The organism is Sulfurivermis fontis (assembly GCF_004001245.1).
GTDB lineage: Bacteria > Pseudomonadota > Gammaproteobacteria > Thiohalomonadales > Thiohalomonadaceae > Sulfurivermis > Sulfurivermis fontis.
The window spans coordinates 1275920-1300543 of record NZ_AP018724.1 but is presented as its reverse complement, the minus strand read 5'-3'; the positions used below and the strand labels follow the sequence as shown (position 1 = coordinate 1300543).

Sequence of the window (24624 nt, the reverse complement as noted above, 5' to 3'; positions counted from 1 at the left end):
ATGCAAAGCGTCGATACCCTCCTCCACGCCCGCTGGGTCATCCCCGTCGAACCGGATCAGGTGGTACTGGAACACCACAGCCTCGCCATCGGCGACGGCCGTATCCTCGACCTGCTGCCCAGTCCTGAGGCACGGCGCCGCTACCGGGCCGAAACCGAGCTGGAACTGCCCGGCCACGCCCTGATCCCCGGCCTCATCAACGCCCATACCCACGCCGCCATGAGCCTGATGCGCGGCCTGGCCGACGACCTGCCCCTGATGGACTGGCTCAACCACCATATCTGGCCGGCGGAGGCGCGCTGGGTGGGTGAGGAATTCGTCCACGACGGCACCCAGCTGGCCATGGCGGAAATGCTGCGCGGCGGCACCACCTGCTTCCACGATATGTACTTCTTCCCCGATGCCGTGGCCCGTGCCGCCAGCCATGCCGGGATGCGCGCCGTGGTGGGCATGATCGTCATCGACTTCCCCACCGCCTGGGCGCAGAACGCCGACGAATACCTGCACAAGGGCATCAAGGTCCACGACCAGTTCCATGGCGACCCCCTGATCACCACCGCCTTCGCCCCGCACGCCCCGTATACCGTGTCGGATGAGCCGCTGCAGAAGGTCGCCATGTACGCCGAAGAAATGGACGTGCCCGTCCACATGCACGTACACGAAACCGCCCACGAGGTGGAACAGGCGGTGGCCGCACGCGGCCAGCGTCCGCTGCGGCGCCTGGCAGACCTGGGCCTGCTGTCGCCGCGCCTGCTCGCCGTGCACATGACCCAGCTCGATGCCGACGACATCGCCGCGGTGGCCGCCGCCGGCGCCCACGTGGTGCACTGCCCCGAATCCAATCTGAAACTGGCCAGCGGCTTCTGTCCGGTGGGCGGACTGCTCAAGGCCGGCGTCAATGTCGCCCTCGGCACCGATGGCGCCGCCAGCAACAACGATCTCGACATGTTCGGCGAGATGCGCACCGCCGCCCTGCTCGCCAAGGGCGTCGCCGGCGATGCCAGCGCCGTACCGGCCGCCCAGGCCCTGCGCATGGCGACACTCAACGGCGCACGGGCGCTCGGCCTCGATCAGATCACCGGTTCGTTGCAGGTGGGCAAGGCCGCCGACATCGTGGCCGTGCGGCTGGACGACATCGAGACCCGCCCCCTGTACCATCCCATTTCCCAGCTGGTGTACGCCACCGGCCGCGACAAGGTCAGCGACGTGTGGGTGGCCGGCCGCCACCTGCTCAAGGAACGCCGCCTCACCACCCTGGACGAGGCGCACCTGCTGGCGCGGGCCGAAGAGTGGCGTAACAGAATCCAGCGCAGCGACGAAGAGGAAGCACACTGATCATGGGTACGCACAGCCATAACGTGGATCACGCCGAGATTGGCAAGTTCGAGGCCCTCGCCTCGCGCTGGTGGGATCCGGACAGTGAATTCAAGCCGCTGCACGACATCAATCCGCTGCGCCTGGACTACATCGATCAACGCGCCGGCCTCGCCGGCAAGACCGTGCTCGACGTCGGCTGCGGCGGCGGCATCCTGGCGGAGAGCATGGCCGCGCGCGGTGCCAAAGTGATCGGCATCGACATGGGCGAGGCGCCGCTGGAAGTGGCGCAACTGCACAAGCTGGAATCCGGCGTCGAGGTGGAGTACCGCCGCACCACCGCCGAGCAGCTGGCGACGGAACTGCCCAGCCACTTCGACGTGGTCACCTGCATGGAGATGCTGGAGCACGTGCCTGACCCGACCTCGGTGATCGCCGCCTGCGCCCGGCTGGTCAAACCGGGCGGTCAGGTGTTCTTCTCCACCATCAACCGCAATCCCAAGTCCTATCTGTTCGCCGTCATCGGCGCCGAATACGTCCTGCGCCTGCTGCCCAAGGGCACCCACGATTTCGCCAAATTCATCCGCCCTTCGGAGCTGGAGGGCGGCATCCGCCAGGCGGGCCTGCAGCTGAAGGAGCTCACCGGCATGAGCTACAACCCCTTCACCCGCAGCTACTCGCTGGGACGCGATCTGGACGTGAATTATTTGGCGTACTGTGTGAAGGAATAGTTTCGGGTTACGACTGCCAAACCCGCACGGTCCGAAGCGCGAACTTCAAGCTGATGGCAATGTCCCTGCGCACGATACTCTTCGATCTCGACGGCACCCTGGCCGACACCGCGCCGGACCTGGCCTATGCCCTCAACCAGACGCTGGAGCATGCCGGACGCGCGCCGCTGCCTTTCGACACCATCCGTCCTGTGGTCTCACACGGAGGCACCGCGCTGCTGCAGCTGGGCTTCGGCAACGACCTGCCACGGGACGAATTCGAACATTTGCGTGCTTTCTTCCTCGACATCTACCGCAACAACATCACCCGCAGCACGAACCTGTTCCCCGGCATGGCGGAACTGCTCGACGCCATCGAGGCGCGCGGACTCAACTGGGGCGTGGTGACCAACAAGCCAGCCTGGCTCACCGACCCGCTGATGGCGGAGCTGGGACTGGCGCGGCGCGCCGTCACCGTCATCAGCGGCGATACCCTGCCCGAGCACAAGCCACACCCCGCGCCCATGCTGCTCGCCTGCCGGGAGGCTGGCAGTGCGGCGGCACAATGTCTGTATCTGGGCGATGCGGAGCGGGACATCGCCGCCGGGCGCAATGCCGGCATGCATACCCTGGTGGCACTGTATGGCTACATCGGCGGCGAAGACGCACCGCAGTCCTGGGGCGCCGACGGCATGATCGAAACGCCGCTGGACCTGTTGCGCTGGCTCGCCTGACAGCGCGTGAACCGGGGCAATGCCGTTATACTAGCGGCATCCCCGATCCGAAGGCGCCACCGTGACCGATACCTTCCTCATCCTGCTGATCCTGGCCTCTGCCCTGGCGGCGCTCATCAGCGCCATCGTGACCTTCCTGGTCCTCAACCCGCGCACCGTGCAACTGCGCGAAGAAAACGCCCGTCTGCAGGCCGAGCTGGATGCCGAACGCCGCGCCGCCATCGAGAAAAGCGTGGCGCTGGAGCAGGTGCGCGAGAACCTCGCCGGCACCTTCAGCACCATGGCCAGCGAGGCGCTCAAGCACAACAGCGGCGAGTTCCTGCGCCTGGCGCAGGAAAACCTCAAGCAATTCCACATCCAGGCCCAGGGCGAGCTGGCGCAGCGGGAAAAGGCGGTGGAGAACCTGATCAAACCGATCCGCGAGGCGCTGGAAAAGACCGAACGCCAGATCCAGGAAATGGAAAAGAGCCGCGCCGAGGCCTATGGCTCGCTGACCAAACACCTGGAATCCATGGCCGAGGCGCACCGCACGCTGCAGGGCGAGACACGCAATCTGGTACAGGCCCTGCGCCGTCCCGAGGTGCGCGGCCAATGGGGCGAAATGACCTTGAAGCGCCTGGCCGAACTGGCCGGCATGGTGGAACACTGCGATTTCTACGAACAGGAACAAGTGCGCACCGAGGAAGGCAGCCTGCGGCCGGACATGATCGTGCGCATGCCCGATGGCCGCGACATCATCGTCGATGCCAAGACCCCGCTGGATGCCTATTTGACGGCACTCGAAGCCAGCGACGACGAGAGCCGGCGCCGCGAGCTGGAGCGCCATGCGCGCAAGGTGCGCGAGCGGGTGCGCGAGCTGTCGGCCAAGGCCTACTGGCAGCAGTTTGCCAACTCACCAGACTTCGTGGTGCTGTTCATCCCCGGCGAGCAATTCCTCTCCGCCGCCCTGGAACTGGACCGCAAGCTGCTGGAGGACGCCCTCGCCGACAAGGTGATCCTGGCCACGCCCACCAGCTTCGTCGCCCTGCTGCGCGCCGTGGCCTACGGCTGGCGCCAGCAGGCGCTGGCGGAGAACGCCGAACGGATCCGCAAGCTGGGCGAGGAGCTGTATGGCCGTGTCGCCACCTTTACCGAGCACCTCGCCCGCCTGGGCAAGAGCCTGGAGAGCAGCGTCAGCCATTTCAACAAAACCGTCGGCACCTTCGATGCCCGTGTGCTGCCCAGCGTGCGCCGCTTCACCGAGATGGGAATCAGCGCCAAGAAAGAACTGTCGGACGTTTCGCAGATCGAAGTGGCAGCCCGCGATGTGACCGCCACGGAGGACGAAAAGGCCTAGTCGAGCTGCTTCTTCAACGCCTCCTTGGATTCGCGGTACAAATCCTTGGCCGTATCGGCAGCCTTCTCGCGCAGGCTCTTTTCCTCGAACGGATTGCTCAACAGGGGTTTGTCGCGCGCGATGTTGATGCCGAACCACACGCCGACCAGCAGCACGATAATGATCAGAAACAACAGCTTCTTCATGATGCCAACACTCTCCCGTAGTTATGTCCGCTGACGCTAGCACAACGGCGCCCGCGTCGTACACCCTGGCCGAGGCCTATGCCTTCTGCGAGCAGATGGCGCGCAGCCATTACGAAAACTTTCCCGTCGCCTCCCGCCTGTTGCCGGCCCGTCTGCGCCGGCCCACCGCTGTAATCTATGCCTTCGCCCGCAGCGCCGACGACTGCGCCGACGAGGGCGATCGGCCACAGGAAATGCGTCTGGCCCTGCTGGCCGGCTACGATCACGAACTGGACGCCATTGCGCGGGGCGAGGCCAGCCGCAACCCCGTTTTCATTGCCCTCGCCGACGTCATGGCACGGCATGGTCTGCCGCATCCGCTGTTCCACGATCTGGTGGATGCCTTCCGCCAGGACGTCACGCAACGGCAGTACGATGACTTTGCCGCCCTGCTCGACTATTGCCGCCGCTCCGCCAATCCGGTGGGCCGCCTGCTGCTGCACCTGAACGATGCGGCCAGCCCGGAGAACCTGGCACTTTCCGACCGTATCTGCACCGCCCTGCAACTGATCAATTTTTATCAGGATCTGGCCCAGGATTATGATGAAAACGGCCGCATCTACATCCCGCGCGACGAGATGCAACACTATGGCGTCGGCCCGGAGCATTTCCGTGACCGGCGTAACGACCCGGCACTGCAGGAACTGCTGCGCCTGCAATACCGCCGCGCCCGTACCCTGATGCTGGCCGGCGCTCCCCTCGGCCGGCGCCTGCGCGGCCGTTTCGGCTGGGAGATTCGTCTCATCATTGCCGGCGGTCTGCGCGTCCTGGAACGACTGGAACAACAGGTGGCGACCGCCCCCTTCGACCGGCCACGCCTGCGCCGCCGTGACTGGCCCGGGATACTCTGGCGCAGCCTGTTTGCCCGGCTGTCGTGATGTGGCAACAATTCCGCAAGCGAAGCGACCCCATGACACCCGATCAGTACTGTGAACAGAAGGCGGCCCGCAGCGGCTCCAGTTTCTATTACAGCTTTCTGTTCCTGCCGCCGGAACAGCGTCGCGCCATCATGGCGCTGTACGCCTTTTGCCGTGAGGTGGATGATGTGGTGGATGAGTGCGGCGATGCCGCCCTGGCGCAGACCACCCTCAACTGGTGGCGCGAGGAGGTTGCCCGCCTCTACGCGGGCAATCCGCAACATCCGGTTAGCCGCGCACTGCAGCCGGCCGTCGCACGCTACACACTGGCCGAGGAACACTTCCAGGAGATCATCGACGGCATGGCGATGGACCTGATGCAGACGCGCTATGCGGACTTCAAGGCGCTGTCGCTGTACTGCTACCGCGTCGCCAGCGTGGTCGGCCTGATGGCCGCCGCCATCTTCGGCTACGAGGACCGCCATACCCAGAAATATGCCCACGATCTCGGCATGGCCTTCCAGCTCACCAACATCCTGCGCGATGTGGGCGAGGACGCCGCGCGTGGCCGCATCTACCTCCCGCAGGATGAGCTGGAGCGATTCGGTGTCAGCGAAGACGACATCCTGGCACGACGCCCGTCCGCTGGCATGCGCGCCCTCCTGCACTTCCAGGCAACGCGGGCCCGCGGCTATTACGACAAGGCCCTGGCGCAACTGCCGCCGGTCGATCGTTACCGTCAGCGCAGCGGCCTGATCATGGCGGCCATCTATCTCTCCACGCTGGATGCCATTGAACGGCAGGACTATCCGGTACTGCAGCGGCGCGTCCGTCTGTCGCCCTGGCGCAAGCTGTGGATTGCCTGGCGCACCGCGCGCGGCGAGGCGCGCCGCGAGCGCCGGCGGCGATGAAGCCGGTCATCATCGTCGGCGGCGGCTGGGCCGGACTCGCCGCCGCCTGCGAACTGGCCGGTGCCGGCGTGCCGGTACACCTGCTGGAATCATCCCCGCAGCTGGGCGGCCGTGCCCGCACGGTACAACTGGACGGCATCAACATCGACAACGGCCAGCATCTCCTCATCGGCGCCTACCGCGAAACACTGCGCCTGCTGCACCGTATCGGTGTCGATGCCGCAACGGTCCTGCGGCGCGAGCCCCTGAGCCTGAACGTGCAACGTGACCACGCCCTGTTGCAGCTGACGGCACCGCCACTGCCGGCGCCGCTGCACCTGGCCTGGGCCCTGTGGCAAGGACTGCGCGGTCCGGAACGCCGCGCCGCCCTCGCCTTCTGCCTGACGGCCTGGCGCCGGCGTTTTCGCATCGCCCAGGATATCAGCGTCGCCGAGCTGCTCGGCGGACAACCGGAAGGACTGGTACGGGCGCTGTGGGAACCGTTGTGCCTGGCAACGCTCAATACCCCCCTGGCCCAGGCTTCGGCACAGGTATTTCTGCACGTATTGCACGATGCCTTCACCCGGCGCCGCCACGACGCCGATCTGTTGCATCCACGTACCGACCTGGGCCAAGTGCTGCCGCAGCCGGCGCAGCGTTACATCGAACGGCACGGCGGCCGTGTCGACACGCGCCGCCGTGCTCAAGCACTCCACCTCGCCACCGATGGCCCCACGGTGGTCACTGCGGCAGGGATGCAGGCGGCCAGTCATGTGATCGTCGCCACCGCGCCCTGGCACGCCGCACCGCTGCTGGCAACGCACTCTGTCCTGCAGCCCCTGGCACAACAACTGCGCAGCCTGGGCGATGCCCCTATCACCACCGTGTATCTGTCCTATCCCGCCGGTATCACCCTGGGCCGCAGCATGCTCGGCTTCGCAGGCGGCACGGTGCAGTGGCTGATCGATCGCGGTATCGTCTGCGGCCAACCCGGCCTGCTGGCCGCGGTGATCAGCGGCCCTGGCGAACATGCGGTCATGGACTCGACGACACAGGGAGCGCAGGTGGCGGCGGAAATCGCACAGCGTTTCCCTCAATGGCCCGCACCGCAGCGGATACGGGTGGTGCGGGAGCGGCGTGCCACCTTCCTGTGCGACGTCGGCAGCAATGCGCGCCGCCCGCCAAATGCCACGCCTGTGCCGGGCCTCTGGCTGGCCGGCGACTATACCGCCAGCGGCTACCCCGCCACCCTCGAAGGCGCCGTGCGCAGTGGAGTACAATGCGCGCAGCAAATCATCGACCTGCTACGCTGAACAGTGCCGCTGACCGGCGCCGAGAGGACACGCCATGCACAACTACAAACCTGCCCCCGATCTGCTCAAGGATCGCGTCATTCTGGTGACCGGCGCCGGAGACGGCATCGGTGCCGCTGCCGCCAAGGCCTTCGCCGCCCACGGCGCGACCGTGATCCTGCTCGGCCGCAGCGCGCGCAAGCTGGAAAAGGTGTACGACGACATCGAACAGAACGGCGGCCCGCAGCCGGCCCTCGTTCCGCTCAACCTGGAGAAGGCGGTGCCGGAGCAATATCTGGAGCTCGCCACGATGGTGGAAAAAGAGTTCGGCCGCCTCGACGGCCTGCTGCACAACGCCGCCCTGCTCGGTACGCTGACACCGCTGGAACAGTACGACCTCAAGCAATGGGCACAGCTGATGCAGGTCAACCTGCACGCGCCTTACCTGCTCACCCGCGCCCTGCTGCCGCTGTTGAAAAACTCTGAAGATGCCTCGGTGCTGTTCACCAGCAGCGGTGTCGGCCGCAAGGGGCGCGCCTACTGGGGTGCCTACGCCATCACCAAGGCCGCCAACGAAAACATGATGGAAATCTGGGCCGACGAACTGGAGACCAACACCCGCATCCGCGTCAACAGCATCGACCCGGGGGCCGTGCGTACTTCCATGCGCGCCAAGGCCTATCCCGGCGAAGACCCCAACAACCTGCCGCGCCCGGAGGAAATCATGACCGTCTATCTCTACCTGATGGGACCGGACAGCCGCGGCACCACCGGTCAGCGCACCAACGCGCAGTAGGACAGTTTCAGTTCCGCCCAGAGTGTGTCGTGATTTTGCGCAACGCCAAGCCCTGAACTCGTAATTGATTTATGGAAGGTCTGAATAAGTCCATCCTGGACTTCTCAGGTCGCTCCCGCCCGTCCCTGGGCTCCGCGACATAAGTCCATCCGTGGACAAAACCACGCCAATCGAGAAGTGTGATTTTCGATTGACTTCATTTTCCAACGACTTATCGTCGTTGGAAAATGGCGGCACATCCCTGTGCCGCGGAAGCTCTGAACTTATTCAGAGCTTCCTTATCTAATTTGTCCCATCCCCAACACGGTCCCCATCCCGTTGGCCATCGCCGTTCCCAGGCTGGCGGCCAGCTTCTCGAAATAGTGCGGACGCGGCGTAAAGTCGACGATGTTCTCTGCACCGATCACATCGCGCGCCACCTCACTGGCACTGGCCAAGCCGTCCACCAGCCCCAGTTCCATCCCCTGCTCGCCGGTCCACACCAGGCCGCTGAACAGGATCGGATCGTCCTTCAGTCGCGCACCGCGCCCCTCCTTCACCGCCGTGATGAACTGGGTATGGATGTCGCCCAGGATAGTCTTGATGTGGGCCACGTCCTCCGGGCGCGACGGCGAGAACGGATCGAGGAAGCCCTTGTGCTCGCCGGCGGTGAGCAGGCGGCGTTCCACCCCCAGCTTGTCCATGGCGTCGACAAAACCGAAACCGTTCATCAGCACGCCGATGGAGCCGACCACGCTGGCCTTGTTGGCATAGATGGAGTCTGCCGCGGCAGCGATGTAGTAGCCGCCGGAGGCGCACATGTCGCTCACCACCGCATACAACGGGATCGCGGGATACTTTGCACGCAACCGCTTGATCTCGTCATACACATAGCCCGACTGCACCGGGCTGCCGCCGGGGCTGTTGATGCGCAGGATCACGCCGGCCGTATTCTTGTCCTCGAAGGCCTTGCGCAGGCCGGTGACGATATTGTCGGCGCTGGCCTCGGTGCCATCGGCGATGATGCCCTTCACCTCCACCAGGGCGGTATGCCGTCCCAGCTTGACGCTGCCGCCCTGCTGGCCCGGCAGCATCAGTGCCAGCAGGGCGAACAGGTAGAGAAACATCAGCCCCTTGAAGAAGATGCTCCAGCGGCGGGCACGGCGCTGCTCGTTGAGCGAGGCGAAGGCCAGACGGTTGAGGACATCACGCTCCCAGCCGGTATCGGCAGGCTTGTTCGGTTCGTTCGGTTCCATCATCGGGCGTTCCTTGTCGGGGTTTCGGAATTCAGCAGGACTGGGCTGCAGGCGCGTGCAGGCCCGATGCTGCGTTGTCACGCAGCCATGCCGGCAGGTCGCCGATGCGCTGCAGACAGCCCAGCGGGCCGTGCCTGAGCAGCCGTTCCGGGTGGTGCACGCCGTAGCTTACCGCCAAGGCATGGGTGCGGGCGTTGCGCGCCATCTCCATGTCATACTCGGTGTCACCGATCATCAGGGTGGCCTGCGGCGCGGCGCCGAGGTGCTCCATCAGCTCCAGCAGCATCTGCGGGTGTGGTTTGGAGAAGGTCTCATCGGCGCAGCGGGTGGCATGGAACAGTGGCCCCAGGCCGGTCTCCGCCAGCACCTTGTCCAGCCCGCGCCGCCCCTTGCCGGTGGCAACGGCCAGAAGATAGCCCTGCGCCGCCAGCTCGTGCAGCACCTCCGCCGCCCCCTCGAACAGGGCCGACGGCGTCGGGTCCGCCACCAGGAAGTGGTGGCGGTAGCGCTCCACCAGTGCCTGCCGGGTGGCGGCATCGCTGCCGGGAAACAGCCTCTCGATGGCCTCGGCCAGGCCGAGGCCGATGATGTTGCGCAGGTCCGCCACTTCTTTCCGCGGCAGCCCGATGTCGGCGATGGCCCCCTGCAGGCAGGCCACGATGCGGGCCTCGGAATCCATCAGGGTCCCGTCCCAGTCAAACACCAGCAATTCGAATCTCTGCATCACTCCGCTTCCAGTCTGTCCAGCACGCCGCGCAGCTCGTCACCCAACGGGGCGCTCACGCTCACCACCTGCCCGCTCTCCGGCAGGGTGAAGCTGAGGGCGCTGGCGTGGAGAAACAAGCGTTTCAGCCCCACCTCGGCCATGCGCTTGTTGAAGGCTTCGTCGCCGTACTTGTCGTCCCCGGCGATGGGGTGGCCGATATGGGCGGCATGTACGCGAACTTGGTGGGTCCGGCCGGTGATAAGTTCCGCCTCTACCAGGGTGGCATCCTTGAACACGGTCAGGGGCCGGAAGATGGTCAGGGCCGGCTTGCCCTCCGGCGCCACCTTGACCATGCGCTCGCCGGACTGGGTCACGTTCTTCAGCAAGGGAGCCTCCACCCGGCGTTCGCCGCCGCGCCAGCGCCCCTTGAGCAAGGCCAGATAGCGCTTGTCACTGCCGCCCTCGCGCAGCAGTTCATGGAAGGCGCGCAGCACGCTGCGTTTCTTGGCGATGACGATGCAGCCCGAGGTGTCCCGGTCCAGGCGGTGGCCCAGCTCCAGAAACGGCGCCTCTGGCCGCAAGGCCCGCAGGGCCTCGATGAGGCCGTAACTGAGGCCGCTGCCGCCATGGACCGCCAGACCGGCGGGCTTGTTCACCACCAGCAAGCCCTTGTCCTCATAGAGGATGCTGGCGTTGACCCGCTCCAGCACCCAATCACCGGGGCGGGCCGGCGCCTCCTCCTCGCTGACGCGAATGGGCGGGATACGGATGGCATCTCCGGCCTTAATACGGTAAGTCGGTTTGATTCTGCCGCTATTTACGCGAACTTCGCCGGTCCGCAAAATACGGTAGATGCGGCTTTTGGGCACGCCCTTGAGCTGGGTCAGGAGGTAATTGTCGATGCGCTGCCCCTCGTCGGCGGCGGCAACCTCGATAATCCGGGCAGTGGGCTGAGTCATAAGCAAATCATATCAATTCGCGGCGGCGATTGATGCCCCTTTACATCATTGATATAGTTGCACGCTGCCAATCATGTAGCTGCTTGTTATTTATGCCAGATCGCGCTGCATGCCCATGGCGGCGTCCCAGGACGCAGAGATTATTCCGGTCCCTTTCCCGCCCTGGCCGGTGTAAGGGTTACAAAGAGATACCGTGACGGCGACGCCGTCACCCAAACAACAAAGTGCTCCTGCCCCCGGACACCGGTTCGGTCGACTGGGCTGAGCCGGCCGCGTACCGTCCGTGAGGCGTACCGTCGCCGCTCCCCGTCGCCCCGCTGCCATGATGTGTCCGGACGGCAGTCGAGCGCCCGAGAGACGACAACATGAAACGCATGCTGATCAACGCGACTCAGCCCGAAGAGTTGCGTGTGGCGCTGGTCGACGGCCAGCGTCTGTACGACCTGGATATCGAGAGCACCTCCCGAGCCCAAAAGAAATCAAACATTTACAAAGGCCGCATCACCCGCGTCGAGCCCAGCCTGGAGGCGGCCTTCGTCGACTATGGCGCCCAGCGCCACGGCTTCCTTCCCCTCAAGGAAATCTCCCGCAGCTACTTCAAGCCCGACGCCGATCTGTCCGGCCGCATCAACATCAAGGATGTGCTGAAGGAAGGCCAGGAAGTCGTCGTCCAGGTGGAAAAGGAGGAGCGCGGCAACAAGGGGGCGGCGCTGACCACCTTCATCAGCCTGGCCGGCCGCTACCTGGTACTGATGCCCAACAATCCGCGCGCCGGCGGCGTATCGCGTCGTATCGAGGGCGAGGATCGCAGCGAGATGCGCGACATCATGGCGCAGCTCAACATCCCGGCGGACATGGGCCTCATCATCCGCACCGCCGGCGTCGGCAAGAGCGCCGAAGAGCTGCAATGGGACATGGACTACCTACTGCAAGTGTGGAGCTCCATCGAGGCCGCCGCCCAGGAGCGCCCCGCCCCCTTCCTGATCTATCAGGAAAGCAACGTCATCATCCGCGCCATCCGCGACTACCTACGCAACGACATCAACGAGATACTGGTCGACGAGGCGGGGGTGTTCGAGCAGGGCCGCGAGTTCATGAAGCAGGTCATGCCGCAGCACCTGAACAAGCTCAAGCTGTATCAGGACAAGGTGCCCCTGTTCACCCGCTACCAGATCGAAAGCCAGATCGAGTCCGCCTTCACCCGCGAGGTGCAGCTCCCCTCCGGCGGCTCCATCGTCATCGACCACACCGAGGCAATGATCGCCATCGACATCAACTCCGCCCGCGCCACCAAGGGCGGCGATATCGAGGAAACCGCCCTCAACACCAACCTGGAGGCGGCGGACGAAATTGCCCGCCAGCTGCGCCTGCGCGACCTGGGCGGCCTGATCGTCATCGACTTCATCGACATGTCCCCGGCCAAGAACCAGCGCGAGGTGGAAAACCGGCTGCGCGACGCCCTCAAGCAGGATCGCGCCCGCGTCCAGGTGGGCCGCATCTCCCGCTTCGGCCTGCTGGAGATGTCGCGCCAGCGCCTGCGCCCGTCCCTGGGCGAATCCAGCCAGATCATCTGCCCGCGCTGCCGCGGCCAGGGCACCATCCGCGGCGTCGAATCCCTCGCCCTCTCCATCCTGCGCGTCATCGAGGAAGAGGCCATGAAGGAGAAGACCGGCAAGGTGCAGGCCCAGTTGCCGGTGGCCGTGGCCAGCTTCCTGCTCAACGAGAAGCGCCATGTGCTGAATGCCATCGAGGAACGCCAGAACGTGCAGCTGGTGCTGGTGCCCAACCCGCACCTGGAAACTCCGGCCTACGAGGTGGAACGTATCCGCGCCGATGACCTCGAACAGATGCCGCGTCCCCGCCCCAGTTACGAGCTGATCGTCCGCCCGGAAGAGACGGCCGAGGCCACCGGCGAGATGCCGAAGCTACGTGCGGAGGAACCGGCGGTGAAGGCCGTGATCCCCGCCACCGCCCCGGCCCCGGTGGCCACGGTTGCGGAGACCGCACCGAGCCGGCCCGGCCTGTTGCGCCGCCTGTTCGGCAGCCTGTTCGGTGCCGCCGAAAAGGTCGCCGAGGAACCTAACCCGGCCCAATCCGATTCGCGCCGCGAACGCGGCAGCCCGCAGGGCTCCCGCCGTGGCCAGGGTGAAGGCCGTGGCGAACGCGGTGAACGCGGCCGTGGCCAGAAACCGCAACAACGCGAGCAGCGCCAGGCCCAGCCGCGCCCGCCGCGCCAGCCCCGTCCGGCTCCGGCCGCCGCCGAGGAAGAGGACAAGGCCGCTCCGGCAGAAGAGGAAGTGATTGTCGCCGGCGAGCAGACCGCCGCCGAGGGCGAACAGCAGCAGACGGCCCGCGAAGAGCGCAGCGGCTCCCGCCGCGGCCGCCGCGGTGGCCGCCGCCGCCGCCGCTCCTCCGGTGAAACCGGCGGTGATGCCGGCGAGGCGGACAATCTGCAGGACCAGCAGGACGCCGACTCGGCCCAGGATGAGGGCGGTGGATCCCAGACACCGCGCCGGGAGGCCCCGGCCCCGCGTCCCGCTCCGGCGGCCAACGCTGAAACGGCTCCGGCCCAGCCGGTGGAAACCGCGCAGCCAAGCGAAGAGCGGCCGGCAGCCCCCGCCCCGGCCCCCGTCCGGGAAGAGGCCGCCGCCCCTGCACCCGTACGGGAGGCTCCGCCTCCCGTACCGGCCACCCCGGCCCCGCAGCCGGTGGAAACCGCCAAACCCGCCGCACCTGCCGCCAGCGAGCCCGTGCCGCCGCCGGCGCTCCGCGCCGTGGAACCGGTCGTACCACCCGCTCCGGTGGAACGTCCGGCGCAACCGGCCCCGGCCTTGGTACAGGTGGAAACCAACAAGCCGGAACGCCCGGCTGAAGCGGCCCCGCAGCCGGGTCTCTTCCCGGCCGAAAACAAGGAAGAGCCGAAGGACTGACGGTTCGACAAGACCAAATAAAACGGGGAGCCAGGCTCCCCGTTTTTATGTGCACCGGATTAAATGCCGTGCCGGCTGCGGATGTCTTCCAGCAGCCCCGCCGCCGCCGCCTCGATCATATCGAATACGCGCTCGAACCCCTCCGGCCCGCCGTAGTACGGATCCGGCACCTCGCGCTCCGCCAGCTGCGGCGCGAACTCCAGAAACAGGTGCAGCTTGTGCTCCTGCCCCTCCGGGCACAACTCGGACAGCAGCGCGTAGTTGTCCCGATCCATCGCCAGCACATAGTCGAAGATGTGGAAGTCCTCGCGCAGGGCCTTGCGCGCCCGCTGCCCGCTGAGATCGATGCCGCGCCGCCGCGCCGTCTGCTGCGCCCGCGTATCCGGCGGATTGCCCACGTGATAGGCATGGGTCCCGGCGGAATCCACCTGGATCTTCTGCGCCAGCCCCGCCTCGCGCACCAGATGCTCGAAATAACCCTGCGCCATGGGCGAACGGCAGATATTGCCCATGCAGACCATCAATACCCTCACCATGTCACACACCACCTGAATTCAGCTACACTCAATTTCCCACAAATGTACTTTGGTACTCGTCATGGATTGTATCAATCTGTCCCTGAGCCAGCTACGCAGCCTGATCGGCCAGCCGGTCTCTCATCGCGGCATCGCCTGTCATGTCATCGAGGTGCTGGCGGATGGTCCCACCCTGGTGTTGCAGGACGCCGGGCGCAACACCGACCTGCAGGACAACCGTTTCGGTGAACCGGGCCGCATCGTGCCGCGCATCTATACCATTCCCCTGCTCGACGACAGCGGCAGCGCCGTCCATCCCGACTTTGCCCGCCTCGGCCTGCTGGCCTGCGACTGACCCCGGATTTCCTCAGCCGGCGATGAGGCGGCGCACGCGCTCCAGATCTTCGGGAGTGTCTACGCCGGGCGCCGGCGGCACAGCGGCCTCGGCGACGTGGATGCCGGCGCCGTGCCACAGCACACGCAGCTGCTCCAGCGACTCCATGCGTTCCAGGGCGCAGGGCTCCAGCGTGACGTAACGTTTGAGGAACCCGACGCGGTAGGCGTACAGCCCGAGGTGGCGGTAGTGCACCGCCTGGGCCGGCAGTTCCGCTGTCGTGATGGCGAAGGCGTCGCGGTCCCAGGGGATGACGGCGCGGCTGAAGTACAGCGCCATGCCCTCCCTGTCCATCACCACCTTCACCGCATGCGGGTCGAACAGTTCCGCCGCGGTGTGGATGCGCGTGCACAGGGTCGCCATCTCGGCGTGGGCATGGGCGGCGAGGTTGTCGGCTACCTGCCTGAGCAGCGGCGGCAGCATCAGCGGTTCGTCGCCCTGCAGGTTCACCACGATTTCATCGTCGCCGTAACCGAGCGTTGTCACCGCCTCGGCCAGACGCTCGCTGCCGGAGCTGTGTTCCGGCGCGGTCATGCAGACCGCGGCACCGAAGCCGCGCGCGGCGGCCTCGATGCGCGCATCGTCGGTGGCGATCACCACGCTGGCGGCGCCGCTCGCCAGCGCCTGTTCGTATACGCGCTGCAGCATCGGCTTGCCGCCGATGTCGAGCAGCGGCTTGCCGGGCAGGCGAGTGGAGGCGTAGCGCGCCGGGATCAGGACACGAAAGGACATCAGACTTCCTCATCGGGCGCCAACTGGCGTGCCTCGTCCTCCAGCATCACGGGAATGTCGTCACGGATCGGATAGGCCAGACGATCCGCCTTGCAGATCAGCTCCTGCCGCTCCTTCTTGTATACCAGCGGCCCCTTGCACAGCGGGCACACCAGAATGTCGAGCAGTTTCTTGTCCATGTTTCATCACCTCGCCAAAAGGGAGAGCAGTTGCCTGCCGAAGTCGTCGGGCAGTTGCGCGCTTACCGCCACCGCCCACAGGTGTTCATCACCATAGGCACGACATTTTACGCCATCCTTCTCCGTCATCAGCACCGGCAGGCCATCGCCAAACTGCACGTCGGCGACACTGTAGCGGTGGTGATCGGGAAAGGCATGTTCGATAACAGTGATGCCGTGATCGCGCAGCATCTGAAAAAAACGCGCTGGATTGCCGATGCCGGCAACGGCATGCACACTGCGGCCGCGAAAGGACTCCAGCGGCTGCGCCGTGCCGTCGCGCAGATGCAGCACGGCCTGCGGCTGCAGCGTCATCAGCCGCTCCCCCGCCGCCGCCGTACCGTTGCCCACGCGCAGATCGATACCGGCAAGACGCCCCGCCGGTTCACGCAGCGGCCCGGCGGGCAGGCAGAACCCGTTGCCCAGCCGCCGCGCCCCGTCCAGCACGGCGATCTCCACGTCGCGCGCCAGGCGGTAGTGCTGCATGCCATCGTCGGAGAGGATGATGTCGCAGTCGTGCTGTTGCAGCAGCAGGCGGCCGGCCGCCACACGATCCGGCCCCACCGTCATGGGACAGCCGCTGCGCCGGACGATGAGCACCGGCTCGTCGCCCACCACGCGCGGGTCGGAGTCCGCCGTCACCGCCTGCGGCCACTGCGCGGCGAGGCCGCCGTAGCCGCGGCTGATGATGCCGGGACGATAGCCCTGCGCACGCAGGAACTGGGCCAGCCAGATCACCAGCGGCGTCTTGCCGCTGCCGCCGACGGTGATATTGCCCACCACCACCACCGGCACCGGCAGCCGTGTGCTGCGCAGCCAGCCGGACCGGTAGGCGGCACGGCGCAACAGCGCCAGTGCACAGAACAGTCCGGCCAGCGGCAGCAACAGCAACGCTACCGGGTTGACGCTGTACCAGTAGTGATCGAGTCGATTCATGCCTTCCCCTGCCGCACAACCGGTATCGGCGCGGTGGTTCTGCGCTCAGCCCTCGCCGTGCGGTGCTGCCGGCTCGTCGCGGAACTGCAGGCGGTGCAGCGCCGCATAGTGGCCGTTTCGCTCCAGCAGCTCGCCATGTTTGCCCGTCTCGACGATACGTCCCTTGTCCATGACCACGATGAGATCGGCGTTTTCGATGGTGGACAGGCGGTGGGCGATGACCAGCGTGGTGCGATTCTTCATCACCGCCTCCAGCGCCTGCTGGATGTGGCGCTCGGAATGGGTATCCAGCGCCGAGGTGGCTTCGTCGAGGATCAGGATCGGCGCATTCTTGAGCAGGGCGCGCGCAATGGCGATGCGCTGGCGCTGGCCGCCGGACAACAGCACGCCGTTCTCGCCCACCAGGGTATCCAGGCCGAGCGGCAGGTCGCGGATGAATTCCAGCGCATGTGCCGCCTCGGCGGCACGTTCCACCTCGTCACGCGAAGCGCCGCTCATGCGGCCATAGGCAATGTTGCGCTCGATGGTGTCGTTGAACAGCACGATGTGCTGGCTCACCAGGGCGATCTGATCACGCAGGTTCTCCAGCTCCAGCTCGCGGATGTCCATGCCGTCGATCAATATCCGGCCCTGCTGCACGTCGTAGAAGCGCGGCAACAGGCTGACCATGGTGGACTTGCCGCTGCCGGACCGGCCCACCAGGGCCACGGTCTGGCCCGGTTCGATCTTCAGGCTCACATCGTGCAGCACCGGCGTCTGATCGGTGTTGTAGTGGAAGGTGACGTCACGGTACTCCACGGCGCCGCGGGCGCGCTCGATACGCTGCCGGCCCTCGTCCACCTCCAGCGGCGTGTCGAGGAAGCCGAAGATGCTCTCCGCCGCCGCGAGGCCGCGCTGCAGCACGACGGTCACGCGCGTCAGACGCTTGGTCGGCGCATACATCATCATCATGGCGGCGAGAAACGAAACAAAGGTGCCGGGGGTGATCTGTTCCAGCATCGATTCCGTGGTGGCGACATAGATGATGCCGGCAGAGCCCAGTGCGGAGATGAACTGTACCAGCGGCGAGCTGGCGGCAACGTGGGACTCCAGGCGCAGGGTGAGACGACGGTTGCGCTCGTTGGCCTCGTCGAAACGTTTGGTTTCGTAGTCCTGACCACCGAAGGTCTTCACCACGCGCTGCGCCTCGACCGCCTCTTCGGTGACATGGGCGACATCGCCCACCGAGTGCTGGATGCGCGAACTGTAGCGGCGTGCATAGCCGCTGATGACATTGATGACCTTGGCGATTACCGGCGCGCCGAGAAATAGGATCAGCGCCAGCTGCCAGTTGAGATAGAGCATCCAGCCCAGCAGCGCCACCACCGTCAGCGTGTCACGCACCAGGGTGCTGATGGCATCGGTGCTGGCCGTGGAGACCTGCTCGACATCGTAGATCAGCTTGGAGATGAGGGTGCCCGAGGCAACGCTGTCGAAATAGGCCACCGGCAGGCGTAGCAGATGGCGGAACATCTCGCCGCGCAGGGTCTGGATGACGCGGCGCGCCACCCACTGCATGCCCATGGAGGAAGCATAGCTGGCGAGACCGCTGAACAGGAACAGCAGCACCATCACCGGCGGCGCCCACTTGATCACGGCGCGGTCGCGCTCGACGAAGGTGCCGTCCATCATCGGCTTGATCAGGGCGGCGAAGGCCGACTCGCTGGCGGCCACCACCACCAACGCCAGGATGGTGAGCAGGAAGATCCGCCAATGCGGCAGCACATAACGCAGCAGGCGGCGATAGAGATGCCACGAACGAACCGGGGCTTTGTCGGACATCCGCTTACTGCCCCTCGGCGGGCTGGCTGGTGGCGAAGGTCAGATGCACGAAGCCCAGCTGGCGCGCCGCATCCATGGCGGTGATCACCGCCTGATGCGGGGTGCGCTTGTCGGCGCTCAGGATCACCTGCGGCTTGGCCTCGTCGCCGGCGGCCCTGGCGATGGCCTGCTTGAGGGTATCCAGTTTGGTGTTGACGACTTCCTCGCGATTGACGAAGAAACGGCCCTCGCCGTCGATGCTGATCTCCACCACCTTGCGCTCGCTCTCCATGATCTCGCCGCTGGCCTCGGGCAGCTCGATGGCGATCTCGGTCTCGCGGTTGAAGGTGGTCGAAACCATGAAGAAGATCAGCAGCAGAAAAACGACGTCGATGAGCGGCGTCAGATTGACGTCCGGCTCCTCGCGCTTGTTGGGCTGGAACTTCATCCCGCGGAATCCCCCGCCTCGCGCTCGCCGTGGATCACCTCCACCAGCTTGAGCGCCTCCTCCTCCATCTTCAGCACCAGGGCATCGACCTTGCCGCGGAAATAGCGGTAGAACATCAGGCTGGGGATGGCGACGGTGAGGCCGGCGGCGGTGGTGATCAGCGCCTCGGAGATGCCGCCGGCCAGCACGCCGGGATTGCCGACGCCCTGAGTGGTGATGGCGGTGAACACCTTGATCATGCCGAGCACGGTGCCGAGCAGGCCGAGCAGCGGGGAGATGGAGGCGATGGTGCCCAGGGTGTTGAGATAACGCTCCAGCTCCAGCACCACCTGGCGGCCGGTCTCCTCCAAGCTCTCCTTCATGACCTCGCGGCTGTGCGCCATGTTGAGCAGACCGGCGGCCAGCACGCGGCCAAGGGGCGAGCTGTTGCGCAGCGCCAGCACCCGTTCCGGGGTGAGCTGGTTGTTCCTTCGCCAGTGCCATACCTGGGCCACCAGATTCTTCGGCGTCACCTTGTCCTGACGCAGGCTCCAGAAACGCTCCCCGATGATGGCAAGGGCGGCGATGGAACACAGGATAATCGGCACCATCAGCCAGCCGCCGGCGACAATAATCTCAAACACCCGTCATACCCCTTGAATTACAACCGGAAAAAAGTGGCGACACTGTACCAAATGTGCCCCGCCCCACACCATCACTGACTGAACCAGTAGCGCCGCGCCCGCTGCCGCCAGGATTCCACCTGCACGCCGTCGGCCGCCAGCCGCACGGTAAGGGCGCCCTGCTGCGCCGTGTCATGCACGTCGGCCTCCGCCGCACGGTAGCGTGCCACCACCGCCGGATGCGGGAAGCCCCAGCGGTTGCGGTAGCCTACCGAAAAGAGCACATGACGCGCTGCCACGGCGGTCACGAACGGCGCCGTGGATGAGGTCTTGCTGCCGTGGTGCGGCGCCACCAGCACGTCCGCCGCCAGCTGCTCAGGCACCGCGGCCAGCAATGCCTGCTCCGCAGCGGCCTCGATGTCGCCGGCGAGCAGCAGCGCGCCGTGGGGCGTGACGATGCGCAGCACGCAGGAACTGTCGTTGCCGCGGCCGCTGTGGCCCCCGGCCGTGGCGGGAAACAGGATCTCGAAACGGACGCCGTCCCACTCCCACTGCTGGCCGCGCGCGCAGGGCTCGTGCCCGCGCCAGGGCAGCGCCGCCTCCGCGCCGCTCAGAAAGCGCCCCACCGCCAGCGCCTGGAACACCGCCGCGGCACCGCCGGCGTGATCGCTGTCGCCGTGGCTGAGGATCAGGGCATCGAGCCGCGTGATGCCGAAATGCTGCAATACCGGCAGCAGGACCATCTCGCCGGCATCGCTCTCCGGGCCGTAGGCCGGGCCGGTGTCATACAGCAGCGCATGGTTCGCGGTGCGCACCAGCACCGCCAGCCCCTGCCCCACATCCAGCACCGTCACCGCGGCCTCGCCGACGGCCGGTCCCGCCGGCCGCACCAGCAACAGGGGCAACAGCCAGATGACGCCGAGCCAGCGCGCGGGCCAGCCGCGCGGCGCCAGCAGCCACGCCAGCCCCGCCAGCGCCGGCAGCAGCGTCCACGGCACGGCGGCCAGCACGCTCCAGCGCGGCGGCAACAGGCCGCCGCACCATTCCAGCCACCACCACAGGGCCTCCAGCCCGAACAGCGCCAGGGACACAAGCGCCGTCGCGGCGGCCGGCCACGGCGCCAGCAGCGCCGTACCCAGCAACACCAGCGGCACCACCAGCAGCGACACCCAGGGCACGGCCAGCAGATTGGCCAGGGCGCCAAGCAGCGGCACCTGCTGGAACCACACCGCCAGCAGCGGGGCGAGCCCCAGCGCCACCAGCACCTGCACCCGCCCCCAGCGCCACCACCAGCCGCTGCCGCCCAGCCGCCCGCCCATGCCGTACAGGATCAGGGCCACGGCGCCGAAGGACAGCCAGAAACCGGGCGACAGCACCGCCAGCGGGTCGAGCAGCAGCACCGCCAGCAGGGCGACGGCCAGCACCCGGGCCGGACGCAGGGCACGCTGGCCGAGCAGGGCCAGCATCGCCACCGCCACCATGATCAGGGCGCGCTGGGTGGGAAGGGAGAATCCGGCCAGCGCCGCATACAGCGCGGCAGCGATGAGCGCCGCGAGGGCGGCCGCCTTGGGTGCGGGCAGGCGCTGCGGCCAGGGCCACAGGCGACGGACGAGGAAAAACACCAGCCCGGCGATGATGCCGATATGCAGCCCCGAGATGGCGACCAGATGGTTGGTGCCGGTGGCGCGCAGCAGCAGCCATTGCTCGCGCCCGATGTCCTGGCGCTCGCCCAGCGCCAGCGCGGCGACCAGACCGCCGAGGGGATGCTCGCCCACGGCAGCGCGCAGCTGCGCATGCAGGCGCTGGCGCAGCCGCTGCAGGGGAAACTCGCCGCTGTCGGCCGCGAGCAGCCGCGTATCGTTTCCCGGCCGCACATATCCGGTGGCGCGGATGCGCTGCTGGTAGAGCCAGCCTTCATAGTCGAAGGTGCCGGGATTGGCCATGCCGTGCGGCTGCTTCAGGCGCACCTGCAGACGCCAGCGCTGGCCCGCCTCCAGCACGGGATAGGGCTGGTACCAGGCCAGACGCACCCGCCCCGGCGGCGGCAGGGCGTCCCCCCGATAGAACAGGCGCTCCGTATCGAACACAAAACGGCTGCGCCGGCCATCGGCCTCGGGCAGCGTGGCGATGACGCCCTCCAGCACCAGGTCCTCGCCCTCCAGTGCCGCCGGCAATTGCTGCGCAAGAACCAGCGCGGCATGGAGCCAGGCCCAGAGAAATCCCGCCGCCGCCAATGCCGCCAGCCGCGCCGACGGTTGCCAGGCGCGGGGCAGCCACCACGGCAGCAGCGGCAAGGGCAACATGAGGATGAGCCAGGGGGCGGACGGGATATCCGCCTGCCACTGGAAGATGACAATGCCAAGAAGAAAGGCCAGCGTCCCTGCGACCATGTTTCCTGCCCCTGATGGTTTGTGGATAATAGGCGCCCACGTTCAGCGCAGGCGCCTGCCGCCCATCATGCCGAAGAAATTCCTCAAGCGCCTAATGCCGGATCACCGCGTGATCCGTGAACACAGGCATTTGCGCATCTTCGGCACCCTGCTGCACGACCCCAACCTGTTCCACCTCAACCGCCGCTCCGCCTCCGGCGCCTTCGCCAACGGTCTGTTCTGGGCCTTCATGCCGATGCCGTTCCAGATGCTGCCGGCGGCGCTGTTCGCCATTCTGTTCCGGGTGAACCTGCCGTTGTCCATTGCGCTGGTGTGGATCACCAACCCGATCACCATGCCGCCGATCTTCTATTTCTGCTACAAGGTCGGCAGCTGGCTGCTGGGGGTACCGCTGCATCCCACGGACAGCAAATTCAGCATCGAGTGGCTGCAGGCGGAACTGGCGGTGATCTGGCAGCCCTTCCTGCTCGGCTGCTTCGTGGTGGGCGTCATCTGCAGCCTGCTCGGCTATGCCGTAGTGCGCGGCCTGTGGCGCCTGCACCTGGTCCGCCACTGGCAGCACAAGAAGCGCGAACGCGAGCTGCGCAAGACTTTTGGAAACAGTGACATGTGACAAGTTGCAAGTCACAAGATTCCTTCTTGCAACTTGAGACTCGTCACTTGTAACTACCGTTAGACGATCCTGCCGTCTTCCAGCCTGAGAATCCGATGCATGCGCGCCGCCAGGCCCATGTCGTGGGTCACCACCACGAAACTGGTCTTGAGTTCCTCGTTCAATTCCAGCATCAGGGCATACACCTGCTCCGCGGTGTGCTGATCCAGATTGCCGGTGGGCTCGTCGGCCAGCACGCATTGCGGTTGCGTAACGAGGGCGCGGGCCAGGGCGGCACGCTGGCGCTCGCCGCCGGACAGCTCGCCCGGCTTGTGGCTCTGGCGATGCCCCAGGCCGACGCGCTCCAGCAGTGCGCCGGCACGGCGCGCCGCCTCGGCGGGTGCGGCGCCCTGGATGAGCAGCGGCATGGCGACGTTTTCCAGCGCGGTGAATTCGGCCAGCAGGTGATGGAACTGGTAGACGAAACCCAGCGCGCGATTACGCAGACGACCGCGCGCCGCCTCGCCGAGACTGGCCATGTCCTGCCCGGCCACCTCGACACGGCCGTGGCTCGGCAGGTCCAGGCCGCCGAGTAGGTGCAGCAGCGTGCTCTTGCCGGAGCCGGAGGCGCCCACCACGGCGACACGCTCGCCGCGCGCCACGCCGAGGCTCACCCCGCGCAACACCTCCACCGCCTGCGGGCCTTCGGTATAGGTCTTGCCCAGGTCATGACAGGACAGCACCACCTCACTCATAGCGCAGGGCCTCCGCCGGCTGGGTACGTGCCGCGCTCCAGGCCGGATACAGGGTGGCCACCACGCTGAGCAGGAAGGACAGCAGGCCGATGCGTACCACGTCGGCGCCGTTCAGGCGCGACGGCAGCGTGCTGATGTAATACACGTCCGCCGGCAGGAACTGTACCGAGAACATCCGCTCGATGGCCGGCACGATGGTCTCCACGTTGAGCGCCAGCAGCACGCCGCCGATGACGCCGAACAGCGTGCCGACGAAACCGATCACCGTGCCCTGCACCATGAACACCCCCATGACGCCGCGCGGCGACAGGCCGAGGGTGCGCAGGATGGCGATGTCGGTCTTCTTGTCGGTCACCACCATCACCAGGGTGGAAACGATGTTGAATGCCGCCACCGCGACGATGAGCGACAGGATCACGAACATCACCGTCTTCTCGGTGCGGATGGCGCGGAAGAAATTGGCGTGCTGCTGCGTCCAGTCGCTGACCATGTAACTGCCTGGCAGGGTCTGCGCCAGTTCACGCACCACCCACGGCGCGCGGAACATGTCCTCCAGTTTCAGGCGCACGCCGCTCACCTCCCCCGGCATGCGGAACAGAATCGCTGCATCGTCCAGATGCACCAGCGCCAGGGCGCTGTCGTATTCGTACATGCCCACCTCGAAGAGGCCGCTGACGGTAAAGCGCTTCAGCCGCGGCAGCACGCCGGCCGGCGTGACATTGGCCGACGGCGTCACCAGGGTGACCTTGTCGCCCACCGTCACGCCGAGGATGCGCGCCAGGTCGACACCGAGAATGATGTTGTAGTCACCGGGGGTCAGGTCGGCGAGGCGGCCACTGAGCATCTTGTCGCCCACATCGGACACCGCCGGCTCCTCCGCCGGCAGCACACCGCGGATCAGCGCGCCGTTGACGCGCTGGCCCTCGATGAGCATGCCCTCCTTCTGGATGTAGGGCGCCGCGCCGAGCACGCGCGCATCGCGCCGCGCCAGCCCGGCCACCTCCGGCCAGTTGCGCAGCGGCGCGCCGTAGCCGCTGATGGTGGCGTGGGAGGTCATGCCCAGGATGCGGGTGCGCAGCTCGTGCTCGAAACCGTTCATCACCGACAGCACGGTAATCAGCGCCGTCACGCCCAGCGTGATGCCGAGCATGGAGATGAGGGAGATGAAGGAGATGAAGTGGTTGCGCCGCTTGGCACGCGTGTAGCGCAGACCGATGTAGAGGATGAGGGGCCGGAACATGGGGCGACATTAAACCACA

At 66.4% G+C, this 24624-nt stretch carries 25 protein-coding genes; 11 read left to right on the top strand and 14 right to left on the bottom strand.

Translation table 11 applies throughout. The features are described 5' to 3' along the window. The 4 genes from EP379_RS06720 (at position 1) to EP379_RS06705 (ending at position 4094) form a co-directional block, all read left to right on the top strand. Positions 1–1335 (top strand): TRZ/ATZ family hydrolase, encoded by a 1335-nt coding sequence (locus tag EP379_RS06720; protein ID WP_127477073.1) that lies wholly within the window; start codon positions 1–3, stop codon positions 1333–1335. A gap of 2 nt (positions 1336–1337) precedes the next feature. After that, a complete protein-coding gene (ubiG, locus tag EP379_RS06715) occupies positions 1338–2045 on the top strand; it encodes a bifunctional 2-polyprenyl-6-hydroxyphenol methylase/3-demethylubiquinol 3-O-methyltransferase UbiG (RefSeq protein ID WP_127477072.1) in 708 nt (235 codons plus the stop codon). 53 nt (positions 2046–2098) lie between these two features. Next, on the top strand, positions 2099–2758 hold the full coding sequence (gene gph, locus EP379_RS06710; protein WP_127477071.1) for a phosphoglycolate phosphatase: 660 nt from the start codon (positions 2099–2101) through the stop codon (positions 2756–2758). A gap of 61 nt (positions 2759–2819) precedes the next feature. Then, entirely contained in the window at positions 2820–4094 is a 1275-nt protein-coding gene (locus EP379_RS06705) for a DNA recombination protein RmuC (RefSeq protein WP_232023987.1), read from the top strand. On the opposite strand, the gene EP379_RS06700 is transcribed toward EP379_RS06705, so the two are convergent. After that, positions 4091–4279, bottom strand: a complete 189-nt coding sequence (locus EP379_RS06700) for a hypothetical protein (RefSeq protein ID WP_127477070.1) — start codon at positions 4277–4279, stop codon at positions 4091–4093. The genes EP379_RS06705 and EP379_RS06700 overlap by 4 nt on opposite strands. Positions 4280–4302: 23 nt before the next feature. On the opposite strand from EP379_RS06700, the gene hpnC reads away from it, so the two are divergent. From hpnC to EP379_RS06680, 4 genes are read left to right on the top strand one after another with little or no spacing between them, the layout of a single operon-like run. Continuing rightward, on the top strand, positions 4303–5196 hold the full coding sequence (hpnC, locus tag EP379_RS06695) for a squalene synthase HpnC (protein ID WP_197722873.1): 894 nt from the start codon (positions 4303–4305) through the stop codon (positions 5194–5196). Between the two features lie 32 nt (positions 5197–5228). Further along, positions 5229–6086, top strand: a complete 858-nt coding sequence (gene hpnD / locus EP379_RS06690; RefSeq protein WP_127477069.1) for a presqualene diphosphate synthase HpnD — start codon at positions 5229–5231, stop codon at positions 6084–6086. Further along, positions 6083–7378 carry a hydroxysqualene dehydroxylase HpnE gene (hpnE, locus tag EP379_RS06685; RefSeq protein WP_127477068.1) on the top strand — a complete coding sequence of 432 codons (1296 nt, stop codon included), beginning with the start codon at positions 6083–6085 and terminating at the stop codon, positions 7376–7378. The genes hpnD and hpnE overlap by 4 nt, the downstream gene beginning before the upstream one ends. A gap of 34 nt (positions 7379–7412) precedes the next feature. Then, the gene (locus EP379_RS06680) at positions 7413–8153 is read left to right on the top strand and encodes a YciK family oxidoreductase (RefSeq protein WP_127477067.1); all 741 of its coding nucleotides are present in this window, start codon (positions 7413–7415) and stop codon (positions 8151–8153) included. A gap of 278 nt (positions 8154–8431) precedes the next feature. Here the strand turns inward: EP379_RS06680 and EP379_RS06675 are convergent, their stop codons facing one another. From EP379_RS06675 to rluC, 3 genes are read right to left on the bottom strand one after another with little or no spacing between them, the layout of a single operon-like run. Further along, on the bottom strand, positions 8432–9391 hold the full coding sequence (locus tag EP379_RS06675) for a S49 family peptidase (RefSeq protein WP_127477066.1): 960 nt from the start codon (positions 9389–9391) through the stop codon (positions 8432–8434). Positions 9392–9419: 28 nt separating this feature from the next. Continuing rightward, positions 9420–10112: an HAD-IA family hydrolase gene (locus tag EP379_RS06670; protein ID WP_127477065.1), complete on the bottom strand. Its 693-nt coding sequence runs from the start codon at positions 10110–10112 to the stop codon at positions 9420–9422. Then, a complete protein-coding gene (gene rluC, locus EP379_RS06665) occupies positions 10112–11053 on the bottom strand; it encodes a 23S rRNA pseudouridine(955/2504/2580) synthase RluC (protein ID WP_127477064.1) in 942 nt (313 codons plus the stop codon). Before rluC ends, EP379_RS06670 begins: the two co-directional genes overlap by 1 nt. Before the next feature lie 365 nt (positions 11054–11418). Here rluC and rne point away from each other — a divergent pair, with 365 nt between their 5' ends. Next, on the top strand, positions 11419–13983 hold the full coding sequence (gene rne, locus EP379_RS06660) for a ribonuclease E (protein ID WP_127477063.1): 2565 nt from the start codon (positions 11419–11421) through the stop codon (positions 13981–13983). A gap of 59 nt (positions 13984–14042) precedes the next feature. On the opposite strand, the gene EP379_RS06655 is transcribed toward rne, so the two are convergent. Next, positions 14043–14519 (bottom strand): low molecular weight protein-tyrosine-phosphatase, encoded by a 477-nt coding sequence (locus EP379_RS06655; RefSeq protein WP_127477062.1) that lies wholly within the window; start codon positions 14517–14519, stop codon positions 14043–14045. A gap of 61 nt (positions 14520–14580) precedes the next feature. On the opposite strand from EP379_RS06655, the gene EP379_RS06650 reads away from it, so the two are divergent. Beyond that, positions 14581–14853 carry a hypothetical protein gene (locus EP379_RS06650; RefSeq protein ID WP_127477061.1) on the top strand — a complete coding sequence of 91 codons (273 nt, stop codon included), beginning with the start codon at positions 14581–14583 and terminating at the stop codon, positions 14851–14853. Between the two features lie 12 nt (positions 14854–14865). Here the strand turns inward: EP379_RS06650 and kdsB are convergent, their stop codons facing one another. The 7 genes from kdsB to EP379_RS06615 all read right to left on the bottom strand — a co-directional run bounded on the left by kdsB (position 14866) and on the right by EP379_RS06615 (position 22018). Beyond that, a complete protein-coding gene (gene kdsB / locus EP379_RS06645; RefSeq protein ID WP_127477060.1) occupies positions 14866–15624 on the bottom strand; it encodes a 3-deoxy-manno-octulosonate cytidylyltransferase in 759 nt (252 codons plus the stop codon). Next, positions 15624–15803 carry a Trm112 family protein gene (locus EP379_RS06640; RefSeq protein ID WP_127477059.1) on the bottom strand — a complete coding sequence of 60 codons (180 nt, stop codon included), beginning with the start codon at positions 15801–15803 and terminating at the stop codon, positions 15624–15626. The genes kdsB and EP379_RS06640 overlap by 1 nt, the downstream gene beginning before the upstream one ends. 6 nt (positions 15804–15809) lie before the next feature. Then, positions 15810–16778 (bottom strand): tetraacyldisaccharide 4'-kinase, encoded by a 969-nt coding sequence (gene lpxK, locus EP379_RS06635; RefSeq protein ID WP_127477058.1) that lies wholly within the window; start codon positions 16776–16778, stop codon positions 15810–15812. A gap of 45 nt (positions 16779–16823) precedes the next feature. Beyond that, positions 16824–18599, bottom strand: coding sequence for a lipid A export permease/ATP-binding protein MsbA (gene msbA, locus EP379_RS06630; protein WP_127477057.1), 1776 nt, complete (start codon positions 18597–18599; stop codon positions 16824–16826). Positions 18600–18603: 4 nt separating this feature from the next. Further along, a complete protein-coding gene (locus tag EP379_RS06625; protein ID WP_127477056.1) occupies positions 18604–19026 on the bottom strand; it encodes an ExbD/TolR family protein in 423 nt (140 codons plus the stop codon). Next, entirely contained in the window at positions 19023–19649 is a 627-nt protein-coding gene (locus tag EP379_RS06620; RefSeq protein WP_172600400.1) for a MotA/TolQ/ExbB proton channel family protein, read from the bottom strand. Before EP379_RS06620 ends, EP379_RS06625 begins: the two co-directional genes overlap by 4 nt. A 71-nt stretch (positions 19650–19720) precedes the next feature. Continuing rightward, on the bottom strand, positions 19721–22018 hold the full coding sequence (locus EP379_RS06615; RefSeq protein ID WP_127477055.1) for a DNA internalization-related competence protein ComEC/Rec2: 2298 nt from the start codon (positions 22016–22018) through the stop codon (positions 19721–19723). Positions 22019–22085: 67 nt separating this feature from the next. Here EP379_RS06615 and EP379_RS06610 point away from each other — a divergent pair, with 67 nt between their 5' ends. Beyond that, positions 22086–22631 (top strand): DUF2062 domain-containing protein, encoded by a 546-nt coding sequence (locus tag EP379_RS06610; RefSeq protein ID WP_127477054.1) that lies wholly within the window; start codon positions 22086–22088, stop codon positions 22629–22631. Between the two features lie 59 nt (positions 22632–22690). Here EP379_RS06610 and lolD read toward each other — a convergent pair whose 3' ends face one another. Together lolD and EP379_RS06600 are read right to left on the bottom strand one after the other, a co-directional pair. Continuing rightward, positions 22691–23365: a lipoprotein-releasing ABC transporter ATP-binding protein LolD gene (gene lolD, locus EP379_RS06605; protein ID WP_127477053.1), complete on the bottom strand. Its 675-nt coding sequence runs from the start codon at positions 23363–23365 to the stop codon at positions 22691–22693. Next, positions 23358–24605 carry a lipoprotein-releasing ABC transporter permease subunit gene (locus tag EP379_RS06600; RefSeq protein WP_127477052.1) on the bottom strand — a complete coding sequence of 416 codons (1248 nt, stop codon included), beginning with the start codon at positions 24603–24605 and terminating at the stop codon, positions 23358–23360. Before EP379_RS06600 ends, lolD begins: the two co-directional genes overlap by 8 nt. Positions 24606–24624: the final 19 nt, after the last annotated feature.